The following is a 24,302-nucleotide window of genomic DNA, read 5'->3' as shown; positions in this document are numbered from 1 at the left end:
TACTGGCGTTGTTGCATCGTGTCCGCGTCGAAGCTTGCGCTTCGCGCATCGAAAGGCTATGACACAGGATCAAGCGAATCGCGTGTGGTTTATTACGGGCTGCTCTACGGGCTTTGGCAGAGTGCTGGCCGAAGAGGTGTTGAAGGCTGGTGGCAAGGTGGTAGCCACGGCGCGCAGGCCTGAGCAGATTGCTGACTTTGCGAAACGGTATCCCGAGACGGCGTTGGCGCTACGGCTGGATGTGACTCGTCCGGAGGATGTCGAGAGCGCGGTTGCTGGGGCGATTGAGCGCTTTGGGCGTATCGACGTGCTGGTCAATAATGCTGGCTATGGTGTCGGCGGCGCGATTGAAGAGGTCTCCGAGGCGGAGTTTATGCCGATGTTCGAGACCAATGTCTTCGGGCTGATTCGCGTGACGCGGGCGGTGTTGCCGTATCTGCGCAGGCAGCGCAGTGGGCATATTTTGAACCTATCGTCGATTGGCGGGCTGACGGCGAATCCGGGCTTTGGTTATTACCACACGACTAAATTTGCTGTTGAAGGGTTTTCTGAGGCGCTGGCTCTGGAGCTTGCGCCTTTGGGTGTGCGCGTCACATTGATTGAGCCGGGGCCATTTCGCACGGATTTTCTTGGACGCTCCGGCGTAGTCGCTGAACGGCAGATTCCGGACTATGACAAGACTGCCGGGAATGCGCGCAGGTACTTTGAGGAGCAGGATGGAAAGCAGCCGGGCGATCCGGTGCGGGCTGCTCTGGCAATGATTGAGGTGGTGGAGTCGGCGAATCCTCCCCTGCATTTGCTGTTGGGAGCGGTGGCGCTGAAGCGGCTGCGTGCGAAGCTTGACCTGATGCGGCAGGAGACGGACGCCTGGGAGGCAACGACTGTGGGCGCGGATTTTCCGGAGGCGCGGTGAGCGCAGGGCCGGAGATTAGGACGATCTTCTGGGACGTGGGCGGGGTGCTGCTCACCAATGGATGGGACATCGATCAGCGTGGGCGCGTGCTGACCGCTCTTGGCGTCGATCTTGCTGCTTATGAGGCGGTTCACGATGAAGTGAACTTCTTTTGGGAGCGTGGGTTGATCTCGGCACGGGATTTTTTTGAACGGACGGTGCTGGAGACGAATCCGCAACTTGCGTTGACGTTTGAGCAGTTGTGGAAGCTGGTGTGTGACGAGAGTAAGATGCTTCATCCGGAGTGTTTCGAGATGATTGCTCATCTTCGACGTGCTGGCAGCTACCGTCTGGCAACGCTCAATAACGAGTCGAAGGAACTGAACCGCCATCGCATTGACAGCTTTCACCTGCGGCGTTTTTTCGATTACTTCATCTGCTCGGGCTATATTCACGAGATGAAGCCGTTGCCTGAGATCTACCGCGCTGCGATTGACATCTCTGGTTTTGCCGCCGAGACTGCGATCTTCATCGACGATAAGGCGGAGAACTGCGATGCTGCTCGCAGTTTCGGTATGATCCCGATTCACTTTCAGTCGCCTGCACAACTGCGGGTGTCGCTCGCTCAACTCGGCATAGCCATCTAGCATCAGAAGACAAAGGGAGGACTACACATGGAACTCGGAATCATCGGACTCGGCAAGATGGGCTTCAACATGGCGGAGCGTCTTAAGTTGGCCGGACATAAAGTTGTCGGCTTCGACTTCAACAAAGACGCTACGGCGAAGCTGACCGCGAGTGGCTCAGTGGGCGTGAACTCGTTGGCCGATCTGGTGAAAAACCTCTCTGCGCCGCGCGCCATCTGGATGATGGTGCCGTCGGGCGATCCGGTTGACCAGACGATTGCGAATCTTGAGCCCCTGATGCAGAAGGGCGACACGTTCATTGACGGCGGCAATTCGAATTACAAAGATACACAGCGCCGCCATGCCGCTGAGACTGCCAAAGGATTTCACTACGTTGATTGCGGAACGTCCGGGGGGGTGTGGGGACTGAAGGAAGGCTACAGCCTGATGATCGGCGGCGACAGCGAGGCAGTTGATCGGCTGAACCCTATCTGGGAGGCTCTTGCGCCGGCCAAGGACAAAGGCTGGGGTCATGTTGGGCCTTCGGGTGCGGGGCACTTCGTCAAGATGGTCCACAACGGAATTGAATATGGCATGATGCAGGCTTATGCCGAGGGTTTTTCGATCCTGAAGGCGAAGACGCCGCTTGACCTTGATCTCACGCAGATTGCGCATATCTGGCAGTATGGCTCGGTGGTGCGGTCGTGGCTGCTGGATCTAACAGCGGGCGCGCTCGACAAGAACCCGACGCTTGATGGGCTTGAGGCGTGGGTGCCGGACTCGGGGGAGGGCCGCTGGACTGTGACTGAGGCCATCGACTTGAACATCTCTGCGCCTGTGATTACAGAGTCGCTGATTCGCCGCCTGCGCTCGCGCGAGGAGAACAACTTTACTGACCGCATGATTTCGATCATGCGCGGCGCCTTTGGCGGCCACGAGGTCAAGAAGCTGGACAACTAAAGGCCCCGCACGAGAGGCCCCCAACAAAATGAAAGTACGAGAGGTAAATGATTATGCCGACCGCTGAAGAACTCCACGTCACGCCAGTTGCTACTCCCGCCGCAATGCAGGCGGAGCGCGTTCCCGATCCATGCATCATCGTCATCTTTGGTGCGTCCGGAGACCTGACCAAACGCAAGCTGCTGCCTGCGCTGTATCACCTGGAACAGGCGGGACTGCTGCCGGATAAGATCTCCGTTGTTGGTGTTGCGCGGCGTCCGCTGCAGGATACATTCGCCAACGACATGAAGGAAGGGATTATTGCCGGTGGCGGCGTGGATGAGTCGGACCCGAAGCTGGCGCCGTTTGTGGGGAAGATTCAGTACCACGCGATGAACTTCGATGATCCTTCGGGCTACGATGCGTTGAATACGCTGCTGGGCCAGATCGATCAGAAGAATGGCACGTGCGGAAACCGGCTCTTCTACCTTGCTGTTGCTCCGGAGTATTTCTCGGACATTATTAAATTCCTTGGACAGCACGGCATGTCGAAGCCGTGCGAGCCGACGGAGGGTCGCACACCGTGGGTGCGCGTGATTATTGAGAAGCCGTTCGGGCATGATCTCGAGTCGGCGCGCGCACTGAATGATGAAGTGAATAAAGTCTTCGACGAAGACCAGATCTTCCGTATCGATCACTACCTTGGCAAGGAGACGGTGCAGAATATTCTGGTCTTCCGCTTTGCCAATGGCATCTTCGAGAACTCGTGGAACCGCAACTATATCGATCATGTCGAGATTACGGCGGCGGAGTCGATTGGCATTGAAGGGCGCGGGCCTTTCTATGAGACTGCGGGCGCACTGCGCGATGTGGTGCAGAACCACGTGATGGAGCTGCTGAGCTTTGTTGCGATGGAGCCGCCGGTATCGTTTGAGGCGGCTGCTGTGCGTGCGGAGAAGGTGAAGGTGTGGAAGGCCGTCTCGCCGATTCATCCTGCGGATACGGTTCGTGGACAGTATGGCCCGGGCACGGTGGATGGCCAGCACGTTGTCGGTTATCGGCAGGAGGACCGCGTGCATCCGCGTTCGCAGACCGAGACCTATGCGGCGCTTCGGCTGGAGATTGAGAACTGGCGCTGGGCGGGTGTGCCTTTCTACATTCGAGCGGGTAAGCGTCTGGCCAAGCGGGTGACGGAGATTACGATTCAGTTCAAGTTGCCGCCGCTGCTGCTCTTCAAAGACCACGAAGGCGAGGCCGCTGAGGGCATCAAGCCGAACCTGATCTCGATGCGCATTCAGCCGGATGAGGGCATCAGCCTGCGCTTTGGCGCGAAGGTGCCAGGTGCGGGGATGAACATCAGTCCGGTGAATATGGACTTCAGCTATGCGGAGGCGTTTGGCAAGTCGTCGGCGAATGGGTATGAGCGGCTGCTGCTGGATGCCATGCTGGGCGATGCGACGCTGTTTGCGCACCGCGATGGCGTGGAGGCCACGTGGGCGCTGATGACGCCGATTTTGCAGGCGTGGGCGAAGGACCCGGTGAAGGACTTCCCCAACTATGCAGCGGGAACATGGGGACCTCCGGCGGCGGACGCACTGCTGGAATCGGAGAACCGCAAGTGGCGCAAGTTGTAATTCGATAACGAACAAATCAGGAACTGATAACGACTCATGCCTAGACCAGTTACCGTTGCTTATCGTGTCTCGCCGACGCCTGCGGAGGTTGCGCAGGCTGCGGCGCGTTTGTTTGCCTCGGCCGCAATCGCAGCAGTGGAGAAGCGTGGCCGGGCGCGCATTGCCATCTCTGGTGGCACTACACCCAAGGCGATGTTCGCGTTGCTCGCCGACCCGGCGCAGCCTTTTGCCAGGCAGGTGCCGTGGCAGAAGCTCGACCTGTATTGGGTGGATGAGCGATGCGTTCCACCGACGGATCCGGACTCAAATTACCGCATGACGAACGAGGCGCTGCTCTCGAAGGTGTCGCTGCCGCAGGACCAGGTGCATCGCATGGAGGGTGAGCTTGATCCTGCGGTTGCCGCCGCCCGGTATGAGTCGGTGATTCGGAACAGCTTCCGGCTTGAGGGCGCGGAGACTCCGACGTTCGACTTGATTCTGCTGGGGATGGGCGATGACGGCCATACGGCGTCGTTGTTTCCGCATACGGAAGCGCTGAGCGACCTGACCGATATTGTGACGGCGAACCATGTTCCGCAGAAGGACACGTGGCGCATTACGCTGACGTGGCCGGTGATCAATCAGGGCAGAGAGGTCGCGTTTCTGATTGAGGGAGCGGCGAAGGCGCAGGTGTTGCATGATGTGTTTCTCGGCCAGTATCAGCCGGATACTTATCCTTCGCAGATTATTCGCCCGGCCAGCGGCAAGCTTACGCTGCTACTCGACGCTGCTGCGGCGGCGAAACTTCCACCTGCGGCGGTGCCGGACAACACAGGGACATTGGAGCTCAAATAGATGATTCTTGCTGGTGATATTGGTGGCACGAAGGTCCACCTTGCTCTTTACAGCTTTGTCCATGGCCACCTGGAGCATGTGCGCGAGCAGAAGTTTCCCGCGCATCATTTTTCGAGTCTTGATGGGGTCGTCAATACGTTTCTTGCGGGCGATGAGAAGACGCCTCCGGTTAATAAAGAGGAGGTTGTCGCAGCCTGCTTCGGTTGCCCGGGACCTGTTCGCGAAGGACGCCTGAAGCTGACGAATCTGCCGTGGACACTGGATGTTCAGGAGCTCACCAGATCGCTTTCGATACGCAACGTGTTTTTGATTAACGATCTTGAAGCCAACGGCTATGGGATTCCCGAGCTTGCTCCGGACAAGATGTTTACGCTTCACGTGGGCGACGCGAGTGCGGTGGGGCATCGCGGTCTGGTTTCACCGGGCACGGGGCTTGGCGAGGCGTTGCTGATCTGGGATGGCAAGCACCATCGTCCTATTCCTTCGGAGGGCGGACACTCGGACTTCGCGCCGCGTACGGACCGCGAGATTGCGATGCTTCAGTATCTGCGTCGTACGTTGAATGGGCGCGTTAGCGTTGAGCGCGTGGTGTCAGGGATTGGGATCAAGAATATTTATGCCTATCTGCGCGATGTGGAGAAGCTGGATGAGCCACAGTGGCTGCGCGATCGCATGGCTGCCGAGGACCCGAATGCCGTGATTGGTCAGTGCGCGGAAGATGGATCGAGCTCGATCTGCTTTGAGACGATGAAGACCTTTGCGGCTGCTTACGGTGCAGAGGCAGGCAATGTTGCTCTGAAGGTGCTTTCGATGGGCGGGATCTATCTGGGTGGAGGCATCCCGCCACGCATTCTGAAGACGCTACAGAATGGGGCGTTTATCAGTGCGTTTCTTGATAAGGGTCGCTTGTCGCCGCTGCTTCAGTCGGTTCCAGTGCGTGTGATTCTGGATGATGCCTGCGCACTGCTGGGCGCGGCTGCGTACGCGGAGGCGCGTGCGACGGAGGTTTCGGGGCACTCGGAGCGGGCTGCTTCACTGCAGGGGTGATTTTTCTTGAGTTGTTAATCTGCGCGCATGATTGTCTGGACTTCTTCGTCGCTTATCTGGCTGAAGTCTGAGTAGAACTGGCCTACGGCGAAGAGGTCTTCGGCGCTGTGGACGCACACGATCTCGTCGGCTTCTTCGGCCATGCGGTCGAGCGTGCTGGGCGGAGCGACTGGAACCGCGACTACTATCTTTGCGGGTTTTTGTTCGCGGATGGCGCGAATGGCGGCGAGCATTGTGTATCCGGTGGCGAGGCCATCGTCGACGAGGATGGTCGTCCATTCGGCTAGTGAGAGCGGCGGGCGATTGTCACGGTAGAGTCGCTCGCGACGATGGAGCTCTTCACGTTCGCGTGCGATTGCTTCGTTCAGGGTGTCTTCAGAGATGTTCATGTGAGCGATGGCGCGGTCGTTGAGTACGAGCACGCCGTCACCGGCGATGGCTCCGATGGCGAACTCGGGCTGGCTGGGAGCGCCGAGTTTGTGGGCGGGGAGGATGTCCAGCGGCAACTGAAGCTCACGCGCCGCGGCTGCGGCGACCGGTACGCCTCCGCGTGGGAGCGCGAGGACGATGGTTTGTGGCTGACCGTGATGGCTCTCCAGCAGTCTGGCAAGCCGCTCTCCGGCATGTCGGCGGTCGCGGAACATATTCCTTTTGGATGCGGTGGTTTGCAGTCGAGCGTTTGTCGGGGTTGGGCGCGGTGTAGTACCGTAACGGAGGTTCGTTACAAAAGGCTCCGATACATGCTATTTCGTAATACGCTTCTTGCTCTCGTTGTTCTTGCCCTCCCCATATCCGCAGCAGATGCTCAAAGGCTTCCATCGGGAGTCCAGCCTGAGGCTTACAATCTGACTCTGACGCCCGATTTGAAAGCTGCCACCTTTACCGGGCAAGAGACGATTGACATTACGTTGGACCATCCTAGCCGCAGCATTACGCTGAATGCTGCCGAGATTACATTTCTTTCGGTAAAGTCTGGCGAGCAAGCGGCGGAGGTGTCGCTTGATCCGGCGAAAGAACAGGCGACGTTTACTTTTCCGGAGGCGCTGCCGGCGGGACACGCCAGGCTTGAGATCAGCTATACCGGCATTCTCAATGACAAACTGCGCGGTTTCTATCTCTCGAAGACTGCGCGGCGCAACTATGCTGTCACGCAGTTCGAGCCGACCGATGCTCGTCGCGCTTATCCGAGCTTTGATGAGCCTGCGCTGAAGGCGACTTACGATATTTCTTTAGTGGTGGATAACGGCGATACCGCTATCTCGAATACCAATATCATCTCTGACACGCCGGGGCCGATTGCAGGGAAGCACACGATTCACTTTGCTACAACGCCACGGATGTCTACCTATCTGGTTGCTTTTCTGGTGGGCGATTTCAAGTGCACGGAGGGTAAGTCGGATGGGGTGCCAATTCGTGCCTGCTCTACACCGGACAAGGTTGAGTTGACGAGGTTTGCTGTCGAGGCTGCGGAGCACGTTCTGCACTATTACGACAACTACTTCGGCATCAAGTATCCGATGCCGAAGCTGGATATGGTGGCGCTGCCTGATTTTGAGGCGGGTGCGATGGAGAACTTCGGCTGCATCACGTATCGGGAGACTGATCTGCTGGTTGATGCCAAGCATGGCTCCGTCGATGCCAAGAAGCGCGTCGCGATTGTGGTCGCGCATGAGATGGCACACCAGTGGTTTGGCGACATGGTGACGATGCAGTGGTGGGACAACATCTGGCTGAATGAGGGTTTTGCGACGTGGATGGAGACGAAGGCTGCGCAGAACTGGCATCCAGAGTGGCACTTTGACCAGGATGCGGCGCAGGATCTGGATACTACGCTCAATCTCGACGCGCAAGCCACGACGCGCACGATTCGCGCTAAGGCGAATACGCCGGATGAGATCAATGAGATGTTTGACGGCATCGCCTATGGCAAGGCAGGGGCTGTTCTGGGCATGGTTGAAAACTATGTCGGGCAGGAGACATTCCGGCGCGGCGTGCACAACTATCTGGCTGCGCATCTCTATGGCAACGCCACGGCTGAGGATTTCTGGAATGCTCAGACAGCCACGTCGCATCTGCCAGTGGACAAGATCATGTCGAGCTTTGTGACTCAGCCGGGCGTTCCTCTACTCACGCTGTCGAAGCGGGAGGGGAACAGTGTGCCGGTTGCGCAGAGCCGGTTCTTTTTGTCGGCGACAGTGAAGATGGGCCGCGATCAGCACTGGACTATTCCTGTTTGCCTGAAGACCAGTGGACGGCCCGACTGTCATTTGTTGACGCCGGAGGATTCGACTCTGCCGCTTTCGGACCTCGCTACTGCATCGTCGTTGCTTTTTGCGAATGCGAGCGACAAGGGATACTACCGCACGGAGTACGCACCGGCGCAGTTCAGCGACATTGTTGCCCATGCCGAGACGGACCTTACTCCGGTGGAGCGCATTGGTCTGCTCAGCGACCGCTGGGCATTGGCTCGGTCGGGGCAGGGAACGGTAGGGGATTACCTGAACCTGCTGGCGGCGCTCAAGAACGATCCGAATGCGACGCTGTTCGACATGGCAGAACAGCAGCTTGAGCGAATCGACGCCGATATTGCTACAAGCAGTGACCGCAAAGAATTGGACGCTGTGCTGCGCCGCGAATTTGAGCCTGTTTATCAGGCGCTTGGCAGTCCGAAGAAGAGCGAGCCGCATGATCGGGCGCAGCTGCGTGCCAAGCTCTTTGAGATTCTTGGTGATGCGAAGTCGCCGAGTGTTCTTGCTGAGGCAAAGGAGATCGCTAATCGCGCTTATCCGGCCAGTGGGCCAGCCGACAGGACACTCGATCCTGCACTCGCCGAAGCGGCGGTACGCATTGCTGCTTCGAATGGCGATGCGGCGCTCTATGACCGCATCCTGGAGGCTACGCACGATACTGCTGATCCCGACCTGCAAGCAGAGGCGCTACGCTCCATTACACGCTTCCGTTCGCCAGAGCTGGTCACGCGCACGCTCGACTATGCCGTCTCGGGTAAAGTTCGTAATCAGGACAGTTGGCGCATCTTCGTAGGTCTTTTGGAGCAGTCTGAGACCCAGGATCAGGCCTGGGAGTATATCCAGCAGAATTGGGATAAGGTCCATGCCCAGTTCACGACGAACTCCGGCACGCGCGTCGTCAAAGCTGCGAGCTATTTTTGCACAGGAGAACGGCGCGATCAGGTTTCACAGTTCTTCTCTTCGCACAAGGTGGATGCGGCCGAGCGGACACTGTCCAAGACCGTCGATAGCATCAACGCCTGCATCCAGTTACGGGCAACCCAAGGTCCGGAGCTTCGCCGGTGGCTTGAAACGGGAAGGCAATCGGCGGGGCAATAACGCGGAATGGCATTGCCATGATGAAGTATGTTCCCTACCTAAAAGTGTTATGAAATCGGGCGAAATCTGCGTTGACTTTCCCTTTTTGGGAAAGTACCTTCGCAATTGAGGACACACATGAAGAAATATTGGCTCCTTCTCCCCGTTTTGGCCCTCCTTACCACTGCACGCGTCTTCGGACTGGATGTCGATGGTTGTGTGAGCTCTCCGGAGAACCCAACAGCTATTCTCGCCGTGGTCGGTTCTGCAGGTGCGCTCTTCGTCTCCATGCGTGCTCGCATCAAGGGTCGCCGTAAGTCCAAGTAGCTCAATTTTTTGAATCTGAATCGCGTGTAAGCTCGCAGTCAACTGAATCTGAATCGAATACGGTATGTCTATGATCCCGGCCGTTGCTGAAGCGCGTCCTCTGCTTACCGCAGAAGGGGCGGAACTGACGCATCGCCGGGTTGCCGTGTGTGCGTCCATCCTGGTTATCCTCGGCGTCGCCAATATTAGTTCGACCGCCTCCGCTTTGTGGAGCATATGGACGACGAATGCACTGAAGTCGATCGGCATGTTCATCCCGCTGGTCAGCCTTGTGCTCATTCTCCGGGTGTGGCGGCGACAGAGATGGCAGATGCAAGGCACCTGGTGGGGATTGGTTGTGCTGGTTGTGACCGCCATAGTCGTTCATCTGAGTACTCAGGCCGTACTAATCTTTACCTTTTCCCCGAAATGGTTTGTTGGCATCCCGCCCTACTCACTCGTCGCTTTCGGGTATGTTTCGGGCGCGGTGTTGCTGTTTGGAGGCACGCGCCTGTATCGAGCGGCTCTGTTTCCGATCATTCTGATCTCGTTTGTTGATCCCATTCCACATATATTCAACGTCTTCGTCGATCTTCCGTTGCAGCGAGCTTCGGCACACGTTGCGCGTGCATTTGCGATTGCGCTTGGACAGAAGCTCACGCCGGACCAGATGCGTCTGATGTTCACACCGAAGTTTGGCATGTTTATCGCGCCAGGGTGCAATGGCATACGAGGTGCAAGCACGATGGGCTTTATTGCCCTGATTGCCGGGTATCTCTATCGTTTTCGCTGGCGCGCTCATGCGCTGGTGGTCGTGGGCGCGGTGCTGCTGGGTTACGTTTTCAACTTCGCCCGGCTTTGCACGCTGGTGCTCTACTACCTGGTGGCGTTGCGCGTGACCTGGCTCCAGACCCGTGCCACGATGGGTGACTACATCATCGGTGGATGCTTGTTCCTCGTCGCCACGGTGCTGCTCTTCTATGCGATCCAACGGTTGGGCGAAGAGCCGGGACAGGTGAAGCCCGACGATGAGATGGTTGCGCCATCCCCGTTGAAACCGGGACCGGCGCTTTTTCTTCGGCTTATCGCGATGGTGATCTTTGTAGCGGTCGGGGTGGTGGGCGTGGCGCGCGCGTATGCCAACGGTCGCGCGCATGTGGCAGAGGAGAAGGCAGATGCAACGGCGATGGGACAGTTTCCACAGCATGTTGGGTCCTATACGCTGGTGCGGTTGTGGAACGAGAACTACTACACCGGCCCGCTGATCTACCACTGGGCGGAGTATGCGCCGGCCGATGGCGGCGCGCATATCTCGCTGGGTATCTCGCCTGTGCTGGGCGCGCACGATACGTTGATCTGCCACACGGCGCGCGGAGAAGAGCCCCTATGGGCCGGCCAGATAGCGATTCCTATGGCGGGAGGCGTGCTGGTCGATTTTTCCGGTTCCTTCTTCAACAGTGGGGCAACACAGTATCTTGAGGTCAACACGATCTGCAACGGCGCTTCGTGCGGAGAGTATTCCAGGGATCACAGCCACTTCGGCTTCGTCTACAGCAAACCTGAGCCGCAGTCGATTTTCACGCAGGATCCCGCTCGTCCTATTCCTATTCTGATCCGGGCCGAAACGATCGATACGACGCTGCCTGCCGATGTTGCCCGCACACAACTGACGGCAGATATCCGAACGTTTCTAGCTTCAGTTGATCTCAAGGGCATGACCCAGCCCTACCGGCATGAGTAGGAAGATGCGATTGGGGGCTGTTTTGCAACGATCCATATTGCACTCTGTTTGGTTTTTTGCTGTTGCTGGCGCGGTCAGTGGTTTTCTGGTCCTGCTTGCCGGGTGTGGAAGCGGAGGAACGACGCAATCATCACCGCCACCACCGCCTACGGGCTCCTATAGTGGAGTAGCATTCGGTGGCAAGGCGCTGGCAGGCACGCAGCCAATTGCTGGAGCGACTGTTCATCTTTATGCGGCGGGTACGTCTGGCAATGCCTCAACTGCGACTTCGCTGCTTACGAGTACCGTTACGACGGATGCGACGGGTGCGTTCAGCATTTCAGCGGGCTATGAATGTCCTGTAAGCACCTCGCAATTGCTAGTGACTGTCACGGGTGGCAAGGTTGGCTCGGCTTCTGATAATTCGGCGATTATGTTGGCGACTGCGCCTGGGGCTTGCAACCAGATCACCGCATCTGCGCAGTTCGTGGTCAACGAAGTCACCACAACTGCCACGGTCTATGCGCTCTCGCAGTTTCTCGACGCCAGCGGAGGCTACGGCGCATCTTCGACGAATGCCAAGGGGCTAGCCAATGCTGTCGCTACCATAGCGAATCTTGTCAACCTTACTACCGGCGCGTCACCTGGCGTCGGCTTCCCCGCTACTGGAGGTTCTCCAGCGACGAAGATCAATACCGTAGCCAATCTGCTCAATACCTGTACGACAGCTAATTCCTCATGCAACCAGCTTTTTTCTGCGACTGCATCTGCAGCCGGCTCTGCTCCTACGACTACATTTGGCGCTGCGTTCAATCTGACTCGGAATCCTGGGGGCAATGTGGCGGCGCTCTACGCTCAGGCTGCGGCCAGCACTGCGTTTTCGCCTGCGCTGACTAAAGCACCTGCAGACTGGACGCTCTTCATCAATTACACGGGCGGCGGCATGAACGCTCCTGGGGCTTTGGGCGTTGATTCGAGTGGCAACGTCTGGGTCGCCAGCTATTTCGGCGCGGCCTCAGAGTTTTCGCCCACTGGCAGCCCCGTCTTTGCCAATGGGATTACCGGGGGCGGCCTGTGCAACTCATACGGACTTGCTATCGATTCGAGCAACAATGTCTGGATTACCAGTGAGCAAGCTGCCTCCCCACCGTGCGCGGACAGTGTCGTGGAGATTAATTCCTCCGGACAGTTTGCCTCCGGGACGAAAGGCTACACTTCAGGTGGCCTGAATTACCCAGTCGCGATTGCGATGGATCCTAACTCGACTGCGTGGGTCATCGATTACGGCAACTCGCATGTCACACTGTTGAACTCAACCGGGCAACCGACTTCGGGGACCAGCGGTTATACATCGACTGACTTTGTATTCCCTGTGGCAGTAGCCATAGACGCCAATCACAATGCATGGGTCGCAAACTCTGGCAGCACGACCGTGACTGAGGTTTCACCAGACGGCAAGCAGTTCACCAACGTCTCCTGCTGCGGTTCGCCGTTCGGGCTGGTGTTCGATGAGTCCGGCAATCTCTGGGTGTCGAATTTTTTTGGGGACAGCATCAGTGAGATCTCCAGCAGCGGAACAGTTGTGTCCAGTGGATATACAGGTGGCGCGCTGAATCATCCACAGGGAATGGCTGTGGATGGTGCGGGCAATGTGTGGGTAGCGAACTATCGCGGTCCATCGATTACCGAATTGGCGTCGGCGACTTCCAGTTCGCCGGGCAAAATCCTTTCTCCGGCGGCGGGCTTTTCGCCGGATGCCAGCCTGTTGGAGGCATTTGCGATTGCCGTTGACGCGAGCGGCAACCTATGGGTGACGAACTTCGGCAGCAATACGCTGACGGAGATTGTCGGTTTGGCGGCACCGGTCAAAACGCCACTTCTCGGACCTCCGCAAGCCCCTTAGGGTTTGACGTCGACTGCTGGGTCAATCAGGCAGGCCTATTTTTGCCATGTCCATTCGAGGTAGAACCAATTGCGGGATAACTCTTGGCATGCAGACTGTTGAATGGGCTTGAGCTTCTTTTGGGCATCCCGGATATAAGCCATAACTGAAACCTTCAGTCAAGAGAATAAGCGATTTATGTTTTTGCTTGACAATCATTGCTCAAATGTCTGAAGCTACGCAAACATAGCCAATGTGGTCTGACCTTATGGTGAATTTTCTGTCATGAGGTCAGAACAAAAGAGCGTACAGTTTTACCGCACCGCGCCTGTTTGGTTCACGCGGAAAACCTTTTCAGAAGAGGTCAAGATGACAATGTATTGCAATGAGCACCATGTGCCTTCGGGCATGCCACGCGCACGGAGCTTCGTGTTCCTCGCCGCAGTTCTGGCCGCCGTGGTCATGTTTTTCACACTTCCTGCCAAGGCCCAGCTCGCTGGTAAGGGCGCCATCAACGGTGTCGTGACCGATCCTACGGGAGCTGTTGTTTCCAATGCCACTATCGTGGTCACATCCACCACGCGCGGCACCAGCGTAACGGCGAAGAGCAATAACTCGGGCGACTATTCGGTTTCACCTCTTGATGCCGACATCTATACAGTCACGGTGACGGCTCAGGGCTTTCAGCAAATCAAGCAGGAGAACGTTCACGTTAACTCGCTTGAGGTTGCGACGGTGAATATCAGCCTGCAGGTTGGCACTGAGTCGCAGAGTGTCACCGTGTCGTCGGCTCCGCCTGCGCTTGAGACCAGCAATGCTACGCTCGGCGCAACGATGGAGCAGGAGATGTACTCTGCTCTACCTATTCAAATGGGCGCCTATGGCCAGCCAGATCAGCGCCGCGCGACCGATTTTGCACTGCTGATGCCCGGTGTGCAGGGCAACGAGACCAACGGCAATGCGACGACGAACACGGGCGTAGTGAATGGCTCCGGCAGCCGCGGTGCGGCCAGCGCGGTGTACATCAACGGTATTCCGTTTACGCAGGCTTCAGGTGAGGGCGATCCGCGCTTTGTATGGACTGCGATTTCGGTGGATGCGGTCAATCAGTTTCAGGTGCAGACCAGCGGTTATTCGGCGCTCTATGAAGGCCAGGGCGTGCAGAACTACACCGTCAAGCAGGGCGGGAATAAGTATCACGGTGCGGTCTATGAGTACTTCCGCAACACTGCGCTCGATACCTGGGGCTTCTTCCAGGCAACCAGCCCTGTGACTGGACTTCCAATCAAGCCGGTTGAGCACCAGAACGAATATGGCATCGCGTTGAGCGGCCCGCTGGTTCCTCTTGGCAGCTGGAAGGACAAGCTCTTCTTCTTTGGCAACTACAACGGCTTCCGCTACGCCAGCGCCAAGCCTACGGCTGTCAGCTTCCCAACTGTTGCCCAACAAAATGGCGACTTCAGCGCGGCGGGTGCAAACATCTACGACCCCAGCACGCAGGCATCTTGTACGGCGAATAGCACTACCGGGCCTTGCCGTTATCAGTATGGTTTTGGTCCCGGCTCAGGCTCTGGCCCGGCCGGAAATCCCGTGGTGATTGGGCCGAAGAACGTAATCCCCGCCGGAGAGTTTTCGCAGATTGCACTGAAGATGCAGAGCTACATCCCTACGCTGGCAAATCAGAATCCGCAGAACAACTACATTGCCGCCAATCCTTCGGGGCTGTCGAACTGGTCGACTACCGATCGCATTGATTACATGCTCAGCTCGAAGAACACCCTGACTATGACGGCGGCTATCGGACGCCAGGGCAGTTCCGTTCCCGTGGGGCAGACGACCGCCGGACGCAACACCGCCGGGTTGCCTTACAACTACAGCCAGGCCTATGCGCCGAAGACAGCTGTGGGGATCATCGAAGACACGCACGTCTTCTCTCCTAACGTTGTGAACCAGTTCAAGTATGGCTTTGCACGTTATAACGGGCCAACGATCAATGCGGATCAGAACGCAGCCTACGCAGCGTCCGTCATGGGGATTACCAATCTTCCTGCGGGGCAGGCGCAAGAGGCGTTCCCGATTACGACCTTTAGCGGGACGAACGCCCCGACCCAATGGGCTGGCACGACAGCTTCCGCTGCCATTGCAAACTCATACACGCTGCTCGATAACGTGCAGTGGGTCAAAGGGAATCATTCTGTGACGATCGGCGGACAGATCGCATGGCTGCAATATCAGACGCTGTCGGCCAATAGCGGTGTTACTCCGTTGACGCTCGCGAACGCCGTTACCGAGACTGCGGCAATCACGCCTTCGAGCAACTCCTCGCCGAAATATGCGGCGACGTCGGGCACGGGACTGGCGTATGCCAGCTTCCTGGTGGGGCAGATTGATAAGGCCAGCTTTACGCAGTATCTTGTTCCGGAGTATGGGGCGCGCTTCCGTGCGATTTCTCCTTATATTCAAGACGACTGGAAGGTTAACTCGCGCCTTACCGTCAATCTCGGGCTGCGGTACGACTTCTACCCCTCCTATCGCGAGGCCCACAATAACGTAAGTTTCTTCAATCCGACGCTTACGAACCCCATCACGAACCTGCCCGGCGCAATTCAGTATGGTGGCACCGGAGCAAACACCTGCAACTGCTCGACCCCGGTCAACAATTTTTATAAGAACATAGGACCACGTATTGGCCTGGCATTTCAGAGCGATCCTAAGACGGTTTGGCGCGCAAGCTATGGCGTGATGTACACGCATGGCAATGGCGTCGGGGGCGCGGCCAACTCGCGCACAGGTACCGGAACGCTTGGATTTTCCGCTGCGCCATCGTTTTCGGCAAACGGCTTCCTGCTCTCCACTGCGCCTCTTGGACCAGGGCAGACGGCGATTCCGTCGTTCTCTCCCGCGCTCGGCAGAGCTTCCGGTAACGGATATGGGACCGGCTATACAACCGTCTCCGGATATACCGGTACACCTTCAGGCGTTGGCTATGCGGACCCGTATCTTGGCGGACGCGCCCCGCAGTACATCAACTGGAGCTTCGGCTTCCAACACCAGTGGACGAGCAGCTTCACGTCCAGCATCAACTACGTCGGCTCCGAGGGACACTTCCTCGTCACCGACGGCGGCAACCCGCGTGGCTACTGGTCCAATCAGCTTGATCCCAAGTACCTTTCGCTTAATTCGAATCTAAGTTTGACGGGGTCGTCGCGCGATGCCTATTGCATCGCCAACAGCTTACCTTGTGCACCTGCGGGCCTGTTCACTTCGAGCCAGTCACTAGGTAGTGAGCTGAAACCATTTCCCTTCTACGGTGTCAGCGATACCTATGGCAATGTGGCAAATTCGATTTACCACGGGTTGCAGGTCTCATTGATGAAGGCGCCGTCGCACGGGCTCACGTTTATGCTCAACTACACCTGGTCCAGGGGGATCGATGACGGTGGCACGTTCCGCACCGGCTACGACATACCGGCCCAGTTTGCGATGGATGGCAAATTCCACAAGGCCGACTCCATCGAACGTACCGTGTCTACGTCCAACCAGCCGCACCATGTGGTGCTCACCGCTGTATGGGACATGCCTTTTGGCAAGACCATCCTGGCCAGCAACGAGTGGCAGCGCGCGGTATTCGGAGGGTTCAAGTTCTCCGGTATCTTCCAGGCGAACTCCGGCTCACCGCTGGCTCTCACTGGATCTGCCTGCGGAACCAACCCGGCGCAAAGCACCTGCGAGCCGAGCTACAATCCGGCTTTCAGCGGTAAGGCGCGCATCAATGGCGCATGGGGTGATGGGGTGACGGCGGCGAACACCAAAATTAACTTCATCGATCCGAACACCTTCATTCAGACACCGGCGTACATGTTCGGCGACGCGCCGCGCACCGCGCCCTACAACATCTATGGCCCGGGTAATTACGACGTGGACATCAGCCTCCGTCGTAGCTTCGCGCTGCACCTTTCGGAAGCAAGCAGACTGAGCCTCCAGGCCGATATGTACAACGTCACCAACCACACACAGTTTGGCGGAATTGGAACTACCTTTGGCAGCTCGAACTTCGGACAGGTCAGCAATCAGACCAATCAGTCGCGAGATGTTCAGCTTTCAGGGCGTCTCGAGTTCTAACCTTCAAAACCGCAATAAGAACGACCGCGGATTGAACGGATTGTCACGGATTTGTGCTTCATCCGTGTCATCCGGGCAATCCGCGGTTGGCTTTTGACCTGTTGAAGTGTGTAAGGAGTCTGCGTTACATGATGCGGAAGCGTTCGCGCATCAGGCGCTGGAAGCGCGGCTTCCAGATCAGGTCGTAGGCGAGCTCTTTGTCTGGAAACATAGCGAGTGCGGCTTTGCGGCTGTCGGCGATCATCTGGGCGGCTTCGTCCACTGTAAGCGAGGCGTCCTGTGCGATCACGCTCATGACCATGCCCATCATCATCTGCATGCGGCGGATCAGCTTTGCCTCCTCGGCCCGTTCCTCCGCGCTGACCTCGACCACCTCGGGGTTCCGTTCGTTGAGCTCCATCCGGCCCTCCATTTCGGGACACATTACCAGACACACTAACTAATTGGACGCTGCTGAAGCTTCGCGGATTCCTCCCAATTCGTCCAACAAAAACGTCGTTGCGCCGAACTCGTCGGTGCGGTAGAGCCGCGCGTGCTCGTCCTCGATTCGCTGAAGCACCTCGAACCGAGGATGCCCAAAGGTATTCCCTTTGCCGACGGAAATCACTGCATCTTTCGGGTCAGCAGCGGCGAGGAACGCGGGTGTGGTCGAGGTTTTGCTTCCGTGGTGGCCGACTTTCAGGAGCGTTACCGGCCTCATGCGACCGCTGGCCAGCATTGCGTCTTCGCTGGGGGCTTCGGCGTCGCCTTCGAGCAGCACCGACGAGCGGCCATACTGCATTCTGAGCACGAGCGAATCGTCGTTGACCGGCTCGCCGCCGTTGGTGTAACCAGGCTGCGGAGCAAGCACGATGATCTGTGTGCCGTCCCAGCTCATCTGGGCTCCGGCGTAAAAATGCCGCACGGTGACGCCAAGCTCTTGTGCTTCGGTTAGCAACGCACGGTACGCCTCCGAGTTGGGATCGATGCTGACCCACAGCTCGCGCGGGCGGAAGTTTTGCATCACGGCAGGCATTCCGCCCATGTGGTCGCTGTGTGCGTGGCTCAGCACCAGGATGTCGAGGTGTCGGATTCGCCGAGACCAGAGGTAAGCGGAGACAACATCCTCGCCAACATCAAAGCGGCTGGTTGCCGCGGCGACTTCGTTAATGCCGCCGACAGGGCCACCAGCGTCAATGAGCATGGTCTTGCCGGTGGGTCCGGCGACAAAGATAGAGTCGCCTTGCCCGACGTCGATAGCTGTTACCTCCAATGTTCCGCGTGGAACAATCTGTGACTCTGGCCACAGAACGAGAGCCACTATTACTGGGAGCAGCCCCACTGTGATCCAGGCCCAGCCTCGTGAGCGTCGCACAGCCCAGCAGCAGAAGGCCCAAGCGGCCACGGCCAGTGCCGATATCCACCACACTGGAGCAGGCACGCGCAGGTTCGCCGCGTGGACCGCGCTTACGCGACCAATTACTGTTGTTACTCCGTGCAGAAGGAGTGCAGTGGCGGACCCTGGCAGTATCGCTGCCCAAGGGTTTAACAGCATGGCGCAGAATGTTACGATCGCCATTGGCGCGAGAATGGCAACCAACGGCACGCTGAGCATGTTCGTGGGCAGGGCGAACATGGTTGCACGGTGGAAGTAGATGGCCATTGGCAGCGCCATGACCATCTCGACGACGAGGCCAATCAACACAAGCTCCAGCGTCCAGAGTGTCCAGCGCGCGACCGTTGCCGGGAGCTTGCGCGACCAGCGGCCGAATGCTTGAGCGAAGAGATCACACCAGAGGCGGAGCATCACGCGGAACTGCTGTAGCGGTGGGGCGAATGCGATGTCCAGCCACTCATCGTCGAGCTTGCGCGCGGCTTGTGCATAGGGCAGGAAACTGCGCTCGCCGAGGGGCACGGCGATGCCGGCAATCGCCATGATGGCGAGGAAGGTCATCTGAAAGCTTGCGCCGAAGAGTGCGTTTGGTGACCAGACAAGGACGGCAAGCGCCGCCACTCCAAGGGCGTTCAGGACATTGCGGTCGCGCGAGAGCAGACGCGCTATGAGGAAGACGGCTGTCATGAACAGCGCGCGCTGGACTGGCGCGCCGAAGCCGGTCAGGATGGCGTAGCCGCTGGTGAATGCGAGCGTGGTGAGCGTAGCTATCCACTCGCCTAGGCGCAGACGTCGAGTCAGCCAGAAGATGATCCCAGCTAGCAGAGCAACGTGCATTCCTGATACGACAAATAGATGAAATGAGCCGGTGCGTTCGAAGCCGACGCGCAGTGTCTGGTTCAGGCCTACACGGTCTCCGAAGAGCATTGCGTTCAGCATGCCTGCATCGTCTGTGTTTAGGCGAAGCGTTGCGGGCAGGCTGCGATTGGCGCGCGAGTTCACGTAATGCAGTACGCGTGATGAGGCCCAGCTTTGTGCAGCATAAGCTTCGCATTGCATCTCGGCTGACCAGTCTTTGTCCGCGAGTCGCACGCCTCCATCTTTAGCTGGAAGTGCGCTGGCGTCGTTGCCGAGCAGGGATATCTTTGAGGCACGAACGGTTGCATGTGCGCCAAGGCCTTGCGCCAGCAGATAGTCTGCGTATTGCCATGCTCCGGGGTCGTGGTAGCGCTCGGGTTCGCGCAGGCGCATTGGCGCTTCGACTACGTCGCCACAGTGAAACTCAGGGAATGCTTGGAAGCTGGTGTCGCCGAGATGTGCTTTGTCGGCGACGATGTTGACGCGCACGCCTCCGCTTATGGGGACGAGGCGCGAGATGTCAGGTGTGAGGTACTCGATCTCTTCTACCTGAAGGTCGAGCGAGACGGCGCCGACGGCGGACTCGGCTTCTGCCTCTTCTTTGCCAACCCACCAGCCGGGTTCTTTGTCCTGATCTTTTGCCGGTGCGCGTGGAGGAAGCTCGCGTACTCGTACTACGCGGCCGACTACGGTGCGGCTCAGGCCGTCGGTGTAGCTCAGGAGTGCCTGCTGTGTTGAGGGCGCAGGTTGCATCTGGGCGCACCAGAAACCCACGACGATCCAAACGGCTGCGAGTGGGAACGCGGCGATTCGCAAGGAGCGGCGCAGGGCGAGAAGAAGCAATCCGCAGAGCAGCACGAGAGCGATCAGCAAGACGGATGCGGGCAGCCAGCGGCGCGTCAGCGCTTCTCCCGCGGCAAACCAGCAGGCTGCCACGAGCACGGGCGCGCGACGAAATTCGAGCGCCTCCACCGTTACTCGGGGCCATAGCGTGCTCCACAGCTCGCGTTGGGATGAGAGTTTTTCTGTATGTTCGGTCTTCACTGCTCTGCCTGCCGACCGCTTTCGTTAGGACCAGCTTATCGTTTCAGGACGGCTATCGTCTCCATGTGGAAGGTTTGGGGGAACATATCGAGCAAGTGGAGCTCAGTCAGATGGTAGCCGGAGTCGAGGAGCACCTTAGCATCGCGGGCGAGTGTGACTGGATCGCAGGAGACGTAGGTGATCTGTTGTGGCTGAATCTTTGCGAGCAGTGAGCAGACTTCTGCGCCGACACCGGCGCGCGGAGGATCCATGACGACCAGTTCGGGGCGCTCGCGTTGAATTGATGCTGCGCGCAAGAAGTCAGCCGTTGTAGAGGTGATGGCTTTTTTCCCGGGTCCTTTGAATGTGCTGACCAGGTCGGTTCCGGCGATTTCGATGGCTGTGACTTGTTCGAAGCTTCGCGCAAGCGCACGGGAGAACAGGCCGACACCTGCGTAGAGGTCCCATGCAAGCTGGCCTGTGCGCTGTTTTGTTACGACATGGACCATCTTGTCGATGAGGAAGCGGTTCATCTGGAAGAAGCTGCCTCGGTTGACCCAGTAGTCTTCGCCGGCAACGGAATAGAGGAAACCGTCAGTGCCCCAGCCTGTAAGCGGCTTGGTCTTTTGTGCTTTGCGGGATTGCGCTTTGCCGATGATGACGGCGGGGGCTGCGCCTGCGAGCTCTGGTACGACGCTGTGCAGCCGCTCGCAGAGTTCACCAAATCCGCCTGCATGTTCTTTGGCAGTGAATACTGTCATCTGCAACTTCTTCTCGCCGTCGGAGCAGAAGAACTCAACTTCGACGGCCTCGCGTGCACATCGTCCTGCTGCGGAGGCTTCCGCGCCGATTTCTTTGAAAGCGAGTGCTGCGCGCCAGAGAAGCGGCGCGGCAATGGGGCAGTGTTGAATGGGGAGAAATTCGTTGGTGCCACGGCGGTTGTAGCCGCCCTCCAGCGATCCGTTTGCCGAGTTGATGCGCAGGCGGATACGGTTTCGGTAGCGCCAGGGCTCTGCGGAGTGAACGGTGATTTCTGGAAGCCCGACGATCCCTGCTCGTTCCAATGTCTCGCGCAGGATTTCCTGTTTTATGGCGAATTGCGCAGGGTAGTCCGCGTGCTGGTACTGGCAGCCTCCACACTGGCCAAAGTGTGGGCACTCGGGCTTCACGCGGTTTGGCGATGGTTCGAGGACATGCAGCAGTGCGGCTTCATCGTGGCCGGTGCTTTTCTCGGTTATGTTTGCTTCAATCAGTTCGCCGGGAAGGGTGAAGGGTACAAACACTGCTCGGCCTGTGTCTTTGCCTTCGGTCTGGTGAGCAAGTCCCGCGCCACCGTATACGGGTTTTTCGATGCGGAGTTTCATTCGTGGCCCATGTAGAAAAGGCTCAGGCGTGGCAGTCCGCGCGCCTCCAGCAGGCGCTTCTGGATGAACTGCTGCTGCACCTGCTTAATCTGCACAGCCTGCATCTTGCCGCGGTAAGGTGCTAGCTCGCGCGTGGCCTGTTCGTGCAGGGCCACGAGTTCTTCTTCGGCAGTGGCGGTGAGCAGCGCGGCGAAGAGTTTCTCTTCGAGTGCAGTGAGGGTGCGGTCGAGTTCTTCGAGTGAGTGCGCGGGCTCTTCGCGGATGCCGAGTGCGAGCGCACGGAGGCGTGAGGTGATCTCTGCAGCGACTTTGTCGGCTGGCGGGTCGATCTGCGTGGCTTCGATCTGCGTCGCGTTTGTGGTGAGGTAGCGGCTGATGCGTTCGGCTTCGAAGCCGCTTTCAGCTGCTTCCTGCTTCTGCGTGCCGATGGCTGCTTCCATCGCCTGTTCGACGGCCTCCATGACGCTCTGTGCGCACCAGGCAAGGCCGTTGACCTTCTGCACGCGGCGTGTGCCGCGGAGCGCTTTGGCGTCGTGCTTGTCGAAGGCGTTGTCGATGCCGCGCAGCACTGCTTCGAGTGGCACGCCTGCTTCGCGCCAGGTTTCGATCAAGGCCCAGTCGAGCGTTGTGAGCATCAGCAGGGTTCCGCGGCGCTGCTGGAATCGCTCTTCGATTTCGGTGAAGTAGTTGAAGTAGTTTCGCATCTGCCCATCGAAGGCTATGGGGATAAGTTAGGCGCCGCGCTTCTTCTGGCGTTCGAGGTTGCGCTCGTAGATGATGCGGAGGCCGGTCAGCGTCAACATCTCATCGACTGCGCCGATGTACTTTGAGCCGGAGGCGATCAGTTTTGCCAAACCGCCGGTGGCGACGGTTTTGGTCTCGGGGCCAAGCTCGGCGATCATGCGTTCTAAGATGCCGTCGACAAGGCCAATGTAGCCGTAGTAGAGGCCGATCTGCATGTTATCTACGGTGCCGGTGCCGATGACCTTGGTGGGCTTTTTGATGTCGACGCGCGACAGACGGGCAGCGCGAGCGAAGAGCGCTTCGGCAGAGATGCCGAGGCCGGGCGCGATGGCTCCGCCGAGGAACTCGCCTTTTTTTGAGACAACATCGAAGGTGGTGGCTGTACCCATGTCCACGACGATGCAGGGGCCACCGAACTTTTCAAACGCGGCGACGCAGTCGACGATGCGGTCTGCGCCGGCGTCGCTTGGGTTGTCGGTCAGCACGGGTAGGCCGGTTTTGACGCCGGGTTCAATCATCAGTGGTTTGATCTTGAAGTAGACCTCGCAGACCTGCCTCAACATGGAATCGAGCGGCGGCACGACGGAGGCGATGGCGATTCCGTCCACGGCGGTCATATCGAGGCCGCGCAAGCCGAAGAGACTGCGCAGCATGACTCCGAACTCGTCGGTCGTCTGGCGCGAGGGTGTGGTGATGCGCCAGTTGGCTACCAGCTCGGCTTCGCCTGTGCTGCTGGCCAGCTTATACAGGCCCAGCACCGTGTTTGTGTTGCCAACGTCAATTGCCAGTAGCATCTGGTCTCCTCAAATCTCGCGGACGCCGCCAGAGAGCACGGTTCGTGTGGTCCCATCGTCCGAGCGGATGCGCAAAAATCCGCGTGAATCCAGCCCGTCCGTGATGCCAGTATAGCCGCCGTCTTCATCGACGTGGACGTGCTTGCTTTTGATCCAGGTAGAGGCTGCGGTGAATCGTTCAAGCAGGCCGGGGCCGTTGTGGATGCCTTGGTATTGCCGCGCCAGCAGGCTGATCTCTTTGTCAAGCGAGCGCAGAAGCGAGATGAGAAGGTCGTCTCTCGATACCGTCGCACCGCTTTCTTTGCGCAGCGACGTGGCCAGCGGTTCAATCTCCGGCGGAAAGGCCACGTGGTTCAGGTTGATGCCGACTCCGATGACTGCATACCGGAGCATCGGCGACTCCGCGGCCGTATTCGCGGAGGACGCGCTTTCAACAAGGATGCCACCGCACTTTTTTCGGTTAAGGAGTAGATCGTTCGGCCAGCGGATATCAACTGACATCCCGGTCACGCTATGAATGGCTGCTTGTGTTGCAAGTCCTGTCGCCAGTGGGATCCACATGGCCATGTTCATGGGAATGGGTGGCGTGACGAGTGCGCTGACGTAGAGGCCGTCGCCTGCGGTGGAGTGCCAGGTGTGACCCCCGCGACCGCGACCTGCGGTCTGTTCGTCGGCAACCCAGACTCCGGCTTTCGCGCCTGCCTGAGCGGTTTCGAGCGCGAGAGTGCTGGTTGATTCGACTGAAGGGTAATGCGTGATGCGGCCTGCGAATTCGGTTCCGGTGATTCCTGCTTCAACTTTGTCCAGATCGAACACGCG

General features: G+C 58.3%; 18 protein-coding genes. 11 read left to right on the top strand and 7 right to left on the bottom strand.

The annotated features are described in order from the left end of the window. The first annotated feature begins 58 nt into the window (after positions 1-58). Genes IEX36_RS08920 through glk form a run of 6 tightly spaced genes read left to right on the top strand, consistent with a single transcriptional unit; the run spans position 59 to position 5,972 of the window. Positions 59-913, top strand: a complete 855-nt coding sequence (locus tag IEX36_RS08920) for an oxidoreductase (protein ID WP_188758992.1) — start codon at positions 59-61, stop codon at positions 911-913. Beyond that, positions 910-1,539, top strand: coding sequence for an HAD-IA family hydrolase (locus tag IEX36_RS08915; RefSeq protein WP_188758991.1), 630 nt, complete (start codon positions 910-912; stop codon positions 1,537-1,539). Before IEX36_RS08920 ends, IEX36_RS08915 begins: the two co-directional genes overlap by 4 nt. A 27-nt stretch (positions 1,540-1,566) precedes the next feature. Further along, entirely contained in the window at positions 1,567-2,478 is a 912-nt protein-coding gene (gene gnd, locus IEX36_RS08910) for a phosphogluconate dehydrogenase (NAD(+)-dependent, decarboxylating) (RefSeq protein ID WP_188758990.1), read from the top strand. A 53-nt stretch (positions 2,479-2,531) separates the two neighbouring features. Then, complete coding sequence (gene zwf / locus IEX36_RS08905; RefSeq protein WP_229668972.1) at positions 2,532-4,091, top strand: glucose-6-phosphate dehydrogenase; 1,560 nt, start codon at positions 2,532-2,534, stop codon at positions 4,089-4,091. Positions 4,092-4,127: 36 nt separating this feature from the next. Next, entirely contained in the window at positions 4,128-4,925 is a 798-nt protein-coding gene (pgl, locus tag IEX36_RS08900; RefSeq protein ID WP_188758988.1) for a 6-phosphogluconolactonase, read from the top strand. Next, positions 4,926-5,972, top strand: a complete 1,047-nt coding sequence (gene glk / locus IEX36_RS08895; RefSeq protein ID WP_188758987.1) for a glucokinase — start codon at positions 4,926-4,928, stop codon at positions 5,970-5,972. A gap of 14 nt (positions 5,973-5,986) precedes the next feature. Here glk and IEX36_RS08890 read toward each other — a convergent pair whose 3' ends face one another. After that, positions 5,987-6,616: a phosphoribosyltransferase gene (locus IEX36_RS08890; protein WP_188758986.1), complete on the bottom strand. Its 630-nt coding sequence runs from the start codon at positions 6,614-6,616 to the stop codon at positions 5,987-5,989. Between the two features lie 96 nt (positions 6,617-6,712). Here IEX36_RS08890 and IEX36_RS08885 point away from each other — a divergent pair, with 96 nt between their 5' ends. The 5 genes from IEX36_RS08885 to IEX36_RS08865 all read left to right on the top strand — a co-directional run bounded on the left by IEX36_RS08885 (position 6,713) and on the right by IEX36_RS08865 (position 17,328). Beyond that, positions 6,713-9,319 carry a M1 family metallopeptidase gene (locus tag IEX36_RS08885; RefSeq protein WP_188758985.1) on the top strand — a complete coding sequence of 869 codons (2,607 nt, stop codon included), beginning with the start codon at positions 6,713-6,715 and terminating at the stop codon, positions 9,317-9,319. A gap of 117 nt (positions 9,320-9,436) precedes the next feature. After that, entirely contained in the window at positions 9,437-9,625 is a 189-nt protein-coding gene (locus tag IEX36_RS08880) for a PExPT-CTERM protein (protein ID WP_188758984.1), read from the top strand. Positions 9,626-9,689: 64 nt separating this feature from the next. Then, a complete protein-coding gene (xrtJ, locus tag IEX36_RS08875) occupies positions 9,690-11,345 on the top strand; it encodes an exosortase J (RefSeq protein ID WP_229668822.1) in 1,656 nt (551 codons plus the stop codon). A gap of 37 nt (positions 11,346-11,382) precedes the next feature. Next, complete coding sequence (locus IEX36_RS08870; RefSeq protein WP_188758983.1) at positions 11,383-13,227, top strand: NHL repeat-containing protein; 1,845 nt, start codon at positions 11,383-11,385, stop codon at positions 13,225-13,227. A 348-nt stretch (positions 13,228-13,575) separates the two neighbouring features. Next, positions 13,576-17,328: a TonB-dependent receptor gene (locus IEX36_RS08865; RefSeq protein WP_188758982.1), complete on the top strand. Its 3,753-nt coding sequence runs from the start codon at positions 13,576-13,578 to the stop codon at positions 17,326-17,328. Between the two features lie 124 nt (positions 17,329-17,452). Here the strand turns inward: IEX36_RS08865 and IEX36_RS08860 are convergent, their stop codons facing one another. From IEX36_RS08860 to IEX36_RS08835, 6 genes are read right to left on the bottom strand one after another with little or no spacing between them, the layout of a single operon-like run. Beyond that, the gene (locus tag IEX36_RS08860) at positions 17,453-17,728 is read right to left on the bottom strand and encodes a hypothetical protein (RefSeq protein ID WP_188758981.1); all 276 of its coding nucleotides are present in this window, start codon (positions 17,726-17,728) and stop codon (positions 17,453-17,455) included. A 39-nt stretch (positions 17,729-17,767) separates the two neighbouring features. Beyond that, positions 17,768-20,602 (bottom strand): ComEC/Rec2 family competence protein, encoded by a 2,835-nt coding sequence (locus tag IEX36_RS08855; RefSeq protein ID WP_229668821.1) that lies wholly within the window; start codon positions 20,600-20,602, stop codon positions 17,768-17,770. Between the two features lie 35 nt (positions 20,603-20,637). Beyond that, complete coding sequence (gene rlmD / locus IEX36_RS08850; protein ID WP_188758980.1) at positions 20,638-21,945, bottom strand: 23S rRNA (uracil(1939)-C(5))-methyltransferase RlmD; 1,308 nt, start codon at positions 21,943-21,945, stop codon at positions 20,638-20,640. Beyond that, positions 21,942-22,649: a hypothetical protein gene (locus tag IEX36_RS08845; protein WP_188758979.1), complete on the bottom strand. Its 708-nt coding sequence runs from the start codon at positions 22,647-22,649 to the stop codon at positions 21,942-21,944. The genes rlmD and IEX36_RS08845 overlap by 4 nt, the downstream gene beginning before the upstream one ends. A 27-nt stretch (positions 22,650-22,676) precedes the next feature. Beyond that, the gene (locus IEX36_RS08840) at positions 22,677-23,483 is read right to left on the bottom strand and encodes a type III pantothenate kinase (protein ID WP_188758978.1); all 807 of its coding nucleotides are present in this window, start codon (positions 23,481-23,483) and stop codon (positions 22,677-22,679) included. Between the two features lie 9 nt (positions 23,484-23,492). Then, complete coding sequence (locus tag IEX36_RS08835) at positions 23,493-24,299, bottom strand: biotin--[acetyl-CoA-carboxylase] ligase (protein ID WP_188758977.1); 807 nt, start codon at positions 24,297-24,299, stop codon at positions 23,493-23,495. Positions 24,300-24,302 lie beyond the last annotated feature (3 nt).

The sequence above is a fragment of the Edaphobacter acidisoli genome (assembly GCF_014642855.1).
In the GTDB taxonomy this organism is placed as follows: Bacteria; Acidobacteriota; Terriglobia; order Terriglobales; family Acidobacteriaceae; genus Edaphobacter; species Edaphobacter acidisoli.
Note: the sequence above shows the minus strand (reverse complement) of the source record. Positions and strands in the feature narration are given on the sequence as shown.

Coding starts and splice junctions, on each gene's coding strand:
- glk (WP_188758987.1), top strand. CDS start 4,926: ATGATTCTTGCTGGTGATATTGGTGGCACGAAGGTCCACCTTGCTCTT.
- gnd (WP_188758990.1), top strand. CDS start 1,567: ATGGAACTCGGAATCATCGGACTCGGCAAGATGGGCTTCAACATGGCG.
- xrtJ (WP_229668822.1), top strand. CDS start 9,690: ATGTCTATGATCCCGGCCGTTGCTGAAGCGCGTCCTCTGCTTACCGCA.
- IEX36_RS08880 (WP_188758984.1), top strand. CDS start 9,437: ATGAAGAAATATTGGCTCCTTCTCCCCGTTTTGGCCCTCCTTACCACT.
- IEX36_RS08845 (WP_188758979.1), bottom strand. CDS start 22,649: ATGCGAAACTACTTCAACTACTTCACCGAAATCGAAGAGCGATTCCAG.
- IEX36_RS08885 (WP_188758985.1), top strand. CDS start 6,713: ATGCTATTTCGTAATACGCTTCTTGCTCTCGTTGTTCTTGCCCTCCCC.
- IEX36_RS08920 (WP_188758992.1), top strand. CDS start 59: ATGACACAGGATCAAGCGAATCGCGTGTGGTTTATTACGGGCTGCTCT.
- IEX36_RS08860 (WP_188758981.1), bottom strand. CDS start 17,728: ATGGAGCTCAACGAACGGAACCCCGAGGTGGTCGAGGTCAGCGCGGAG.
- IEX36_RS08865 (WP_188758982.1), top strand. CDS start 13,576: ATGACAATGTATTGCAATGAGCACCATGTGCCTTCGGGCATGCCACGC.
- IEX36_RS08840 (WP_188758978.1), bottom strand. CDS start 23,483: ATGCTACTGGCAATTGACGTTGGCAACACAAACACGGTGCTGGGCCTG.
- IEX36_RS08890 (WP_188758986.1), bottom strand. CDS start 6,616: ATGTTCCGCGACCGCCGACATGCCGGAGAGCGGCTTGCCAGACTGCTG.
- zwf (WP_229668972.1), top strand. CDS start 2,532: ATGCCGACCGCTGAAGAACTCCACGTCACGCCAGTTGCTACTCCCGCC.
- pgl (WP_188758988.1), top strand. CDS start 4,128: ATGCCTAGACCAGTTACCGTTGCTTATCGTGTCTCGCCGACGCCTGCG.
- rlmD (WP_188758980.1), bottom strand. CDS start 21,945: ATGAAACTCCGCATCGAAAAACCCGTATACGGTGGCGCGGGACTTGCT.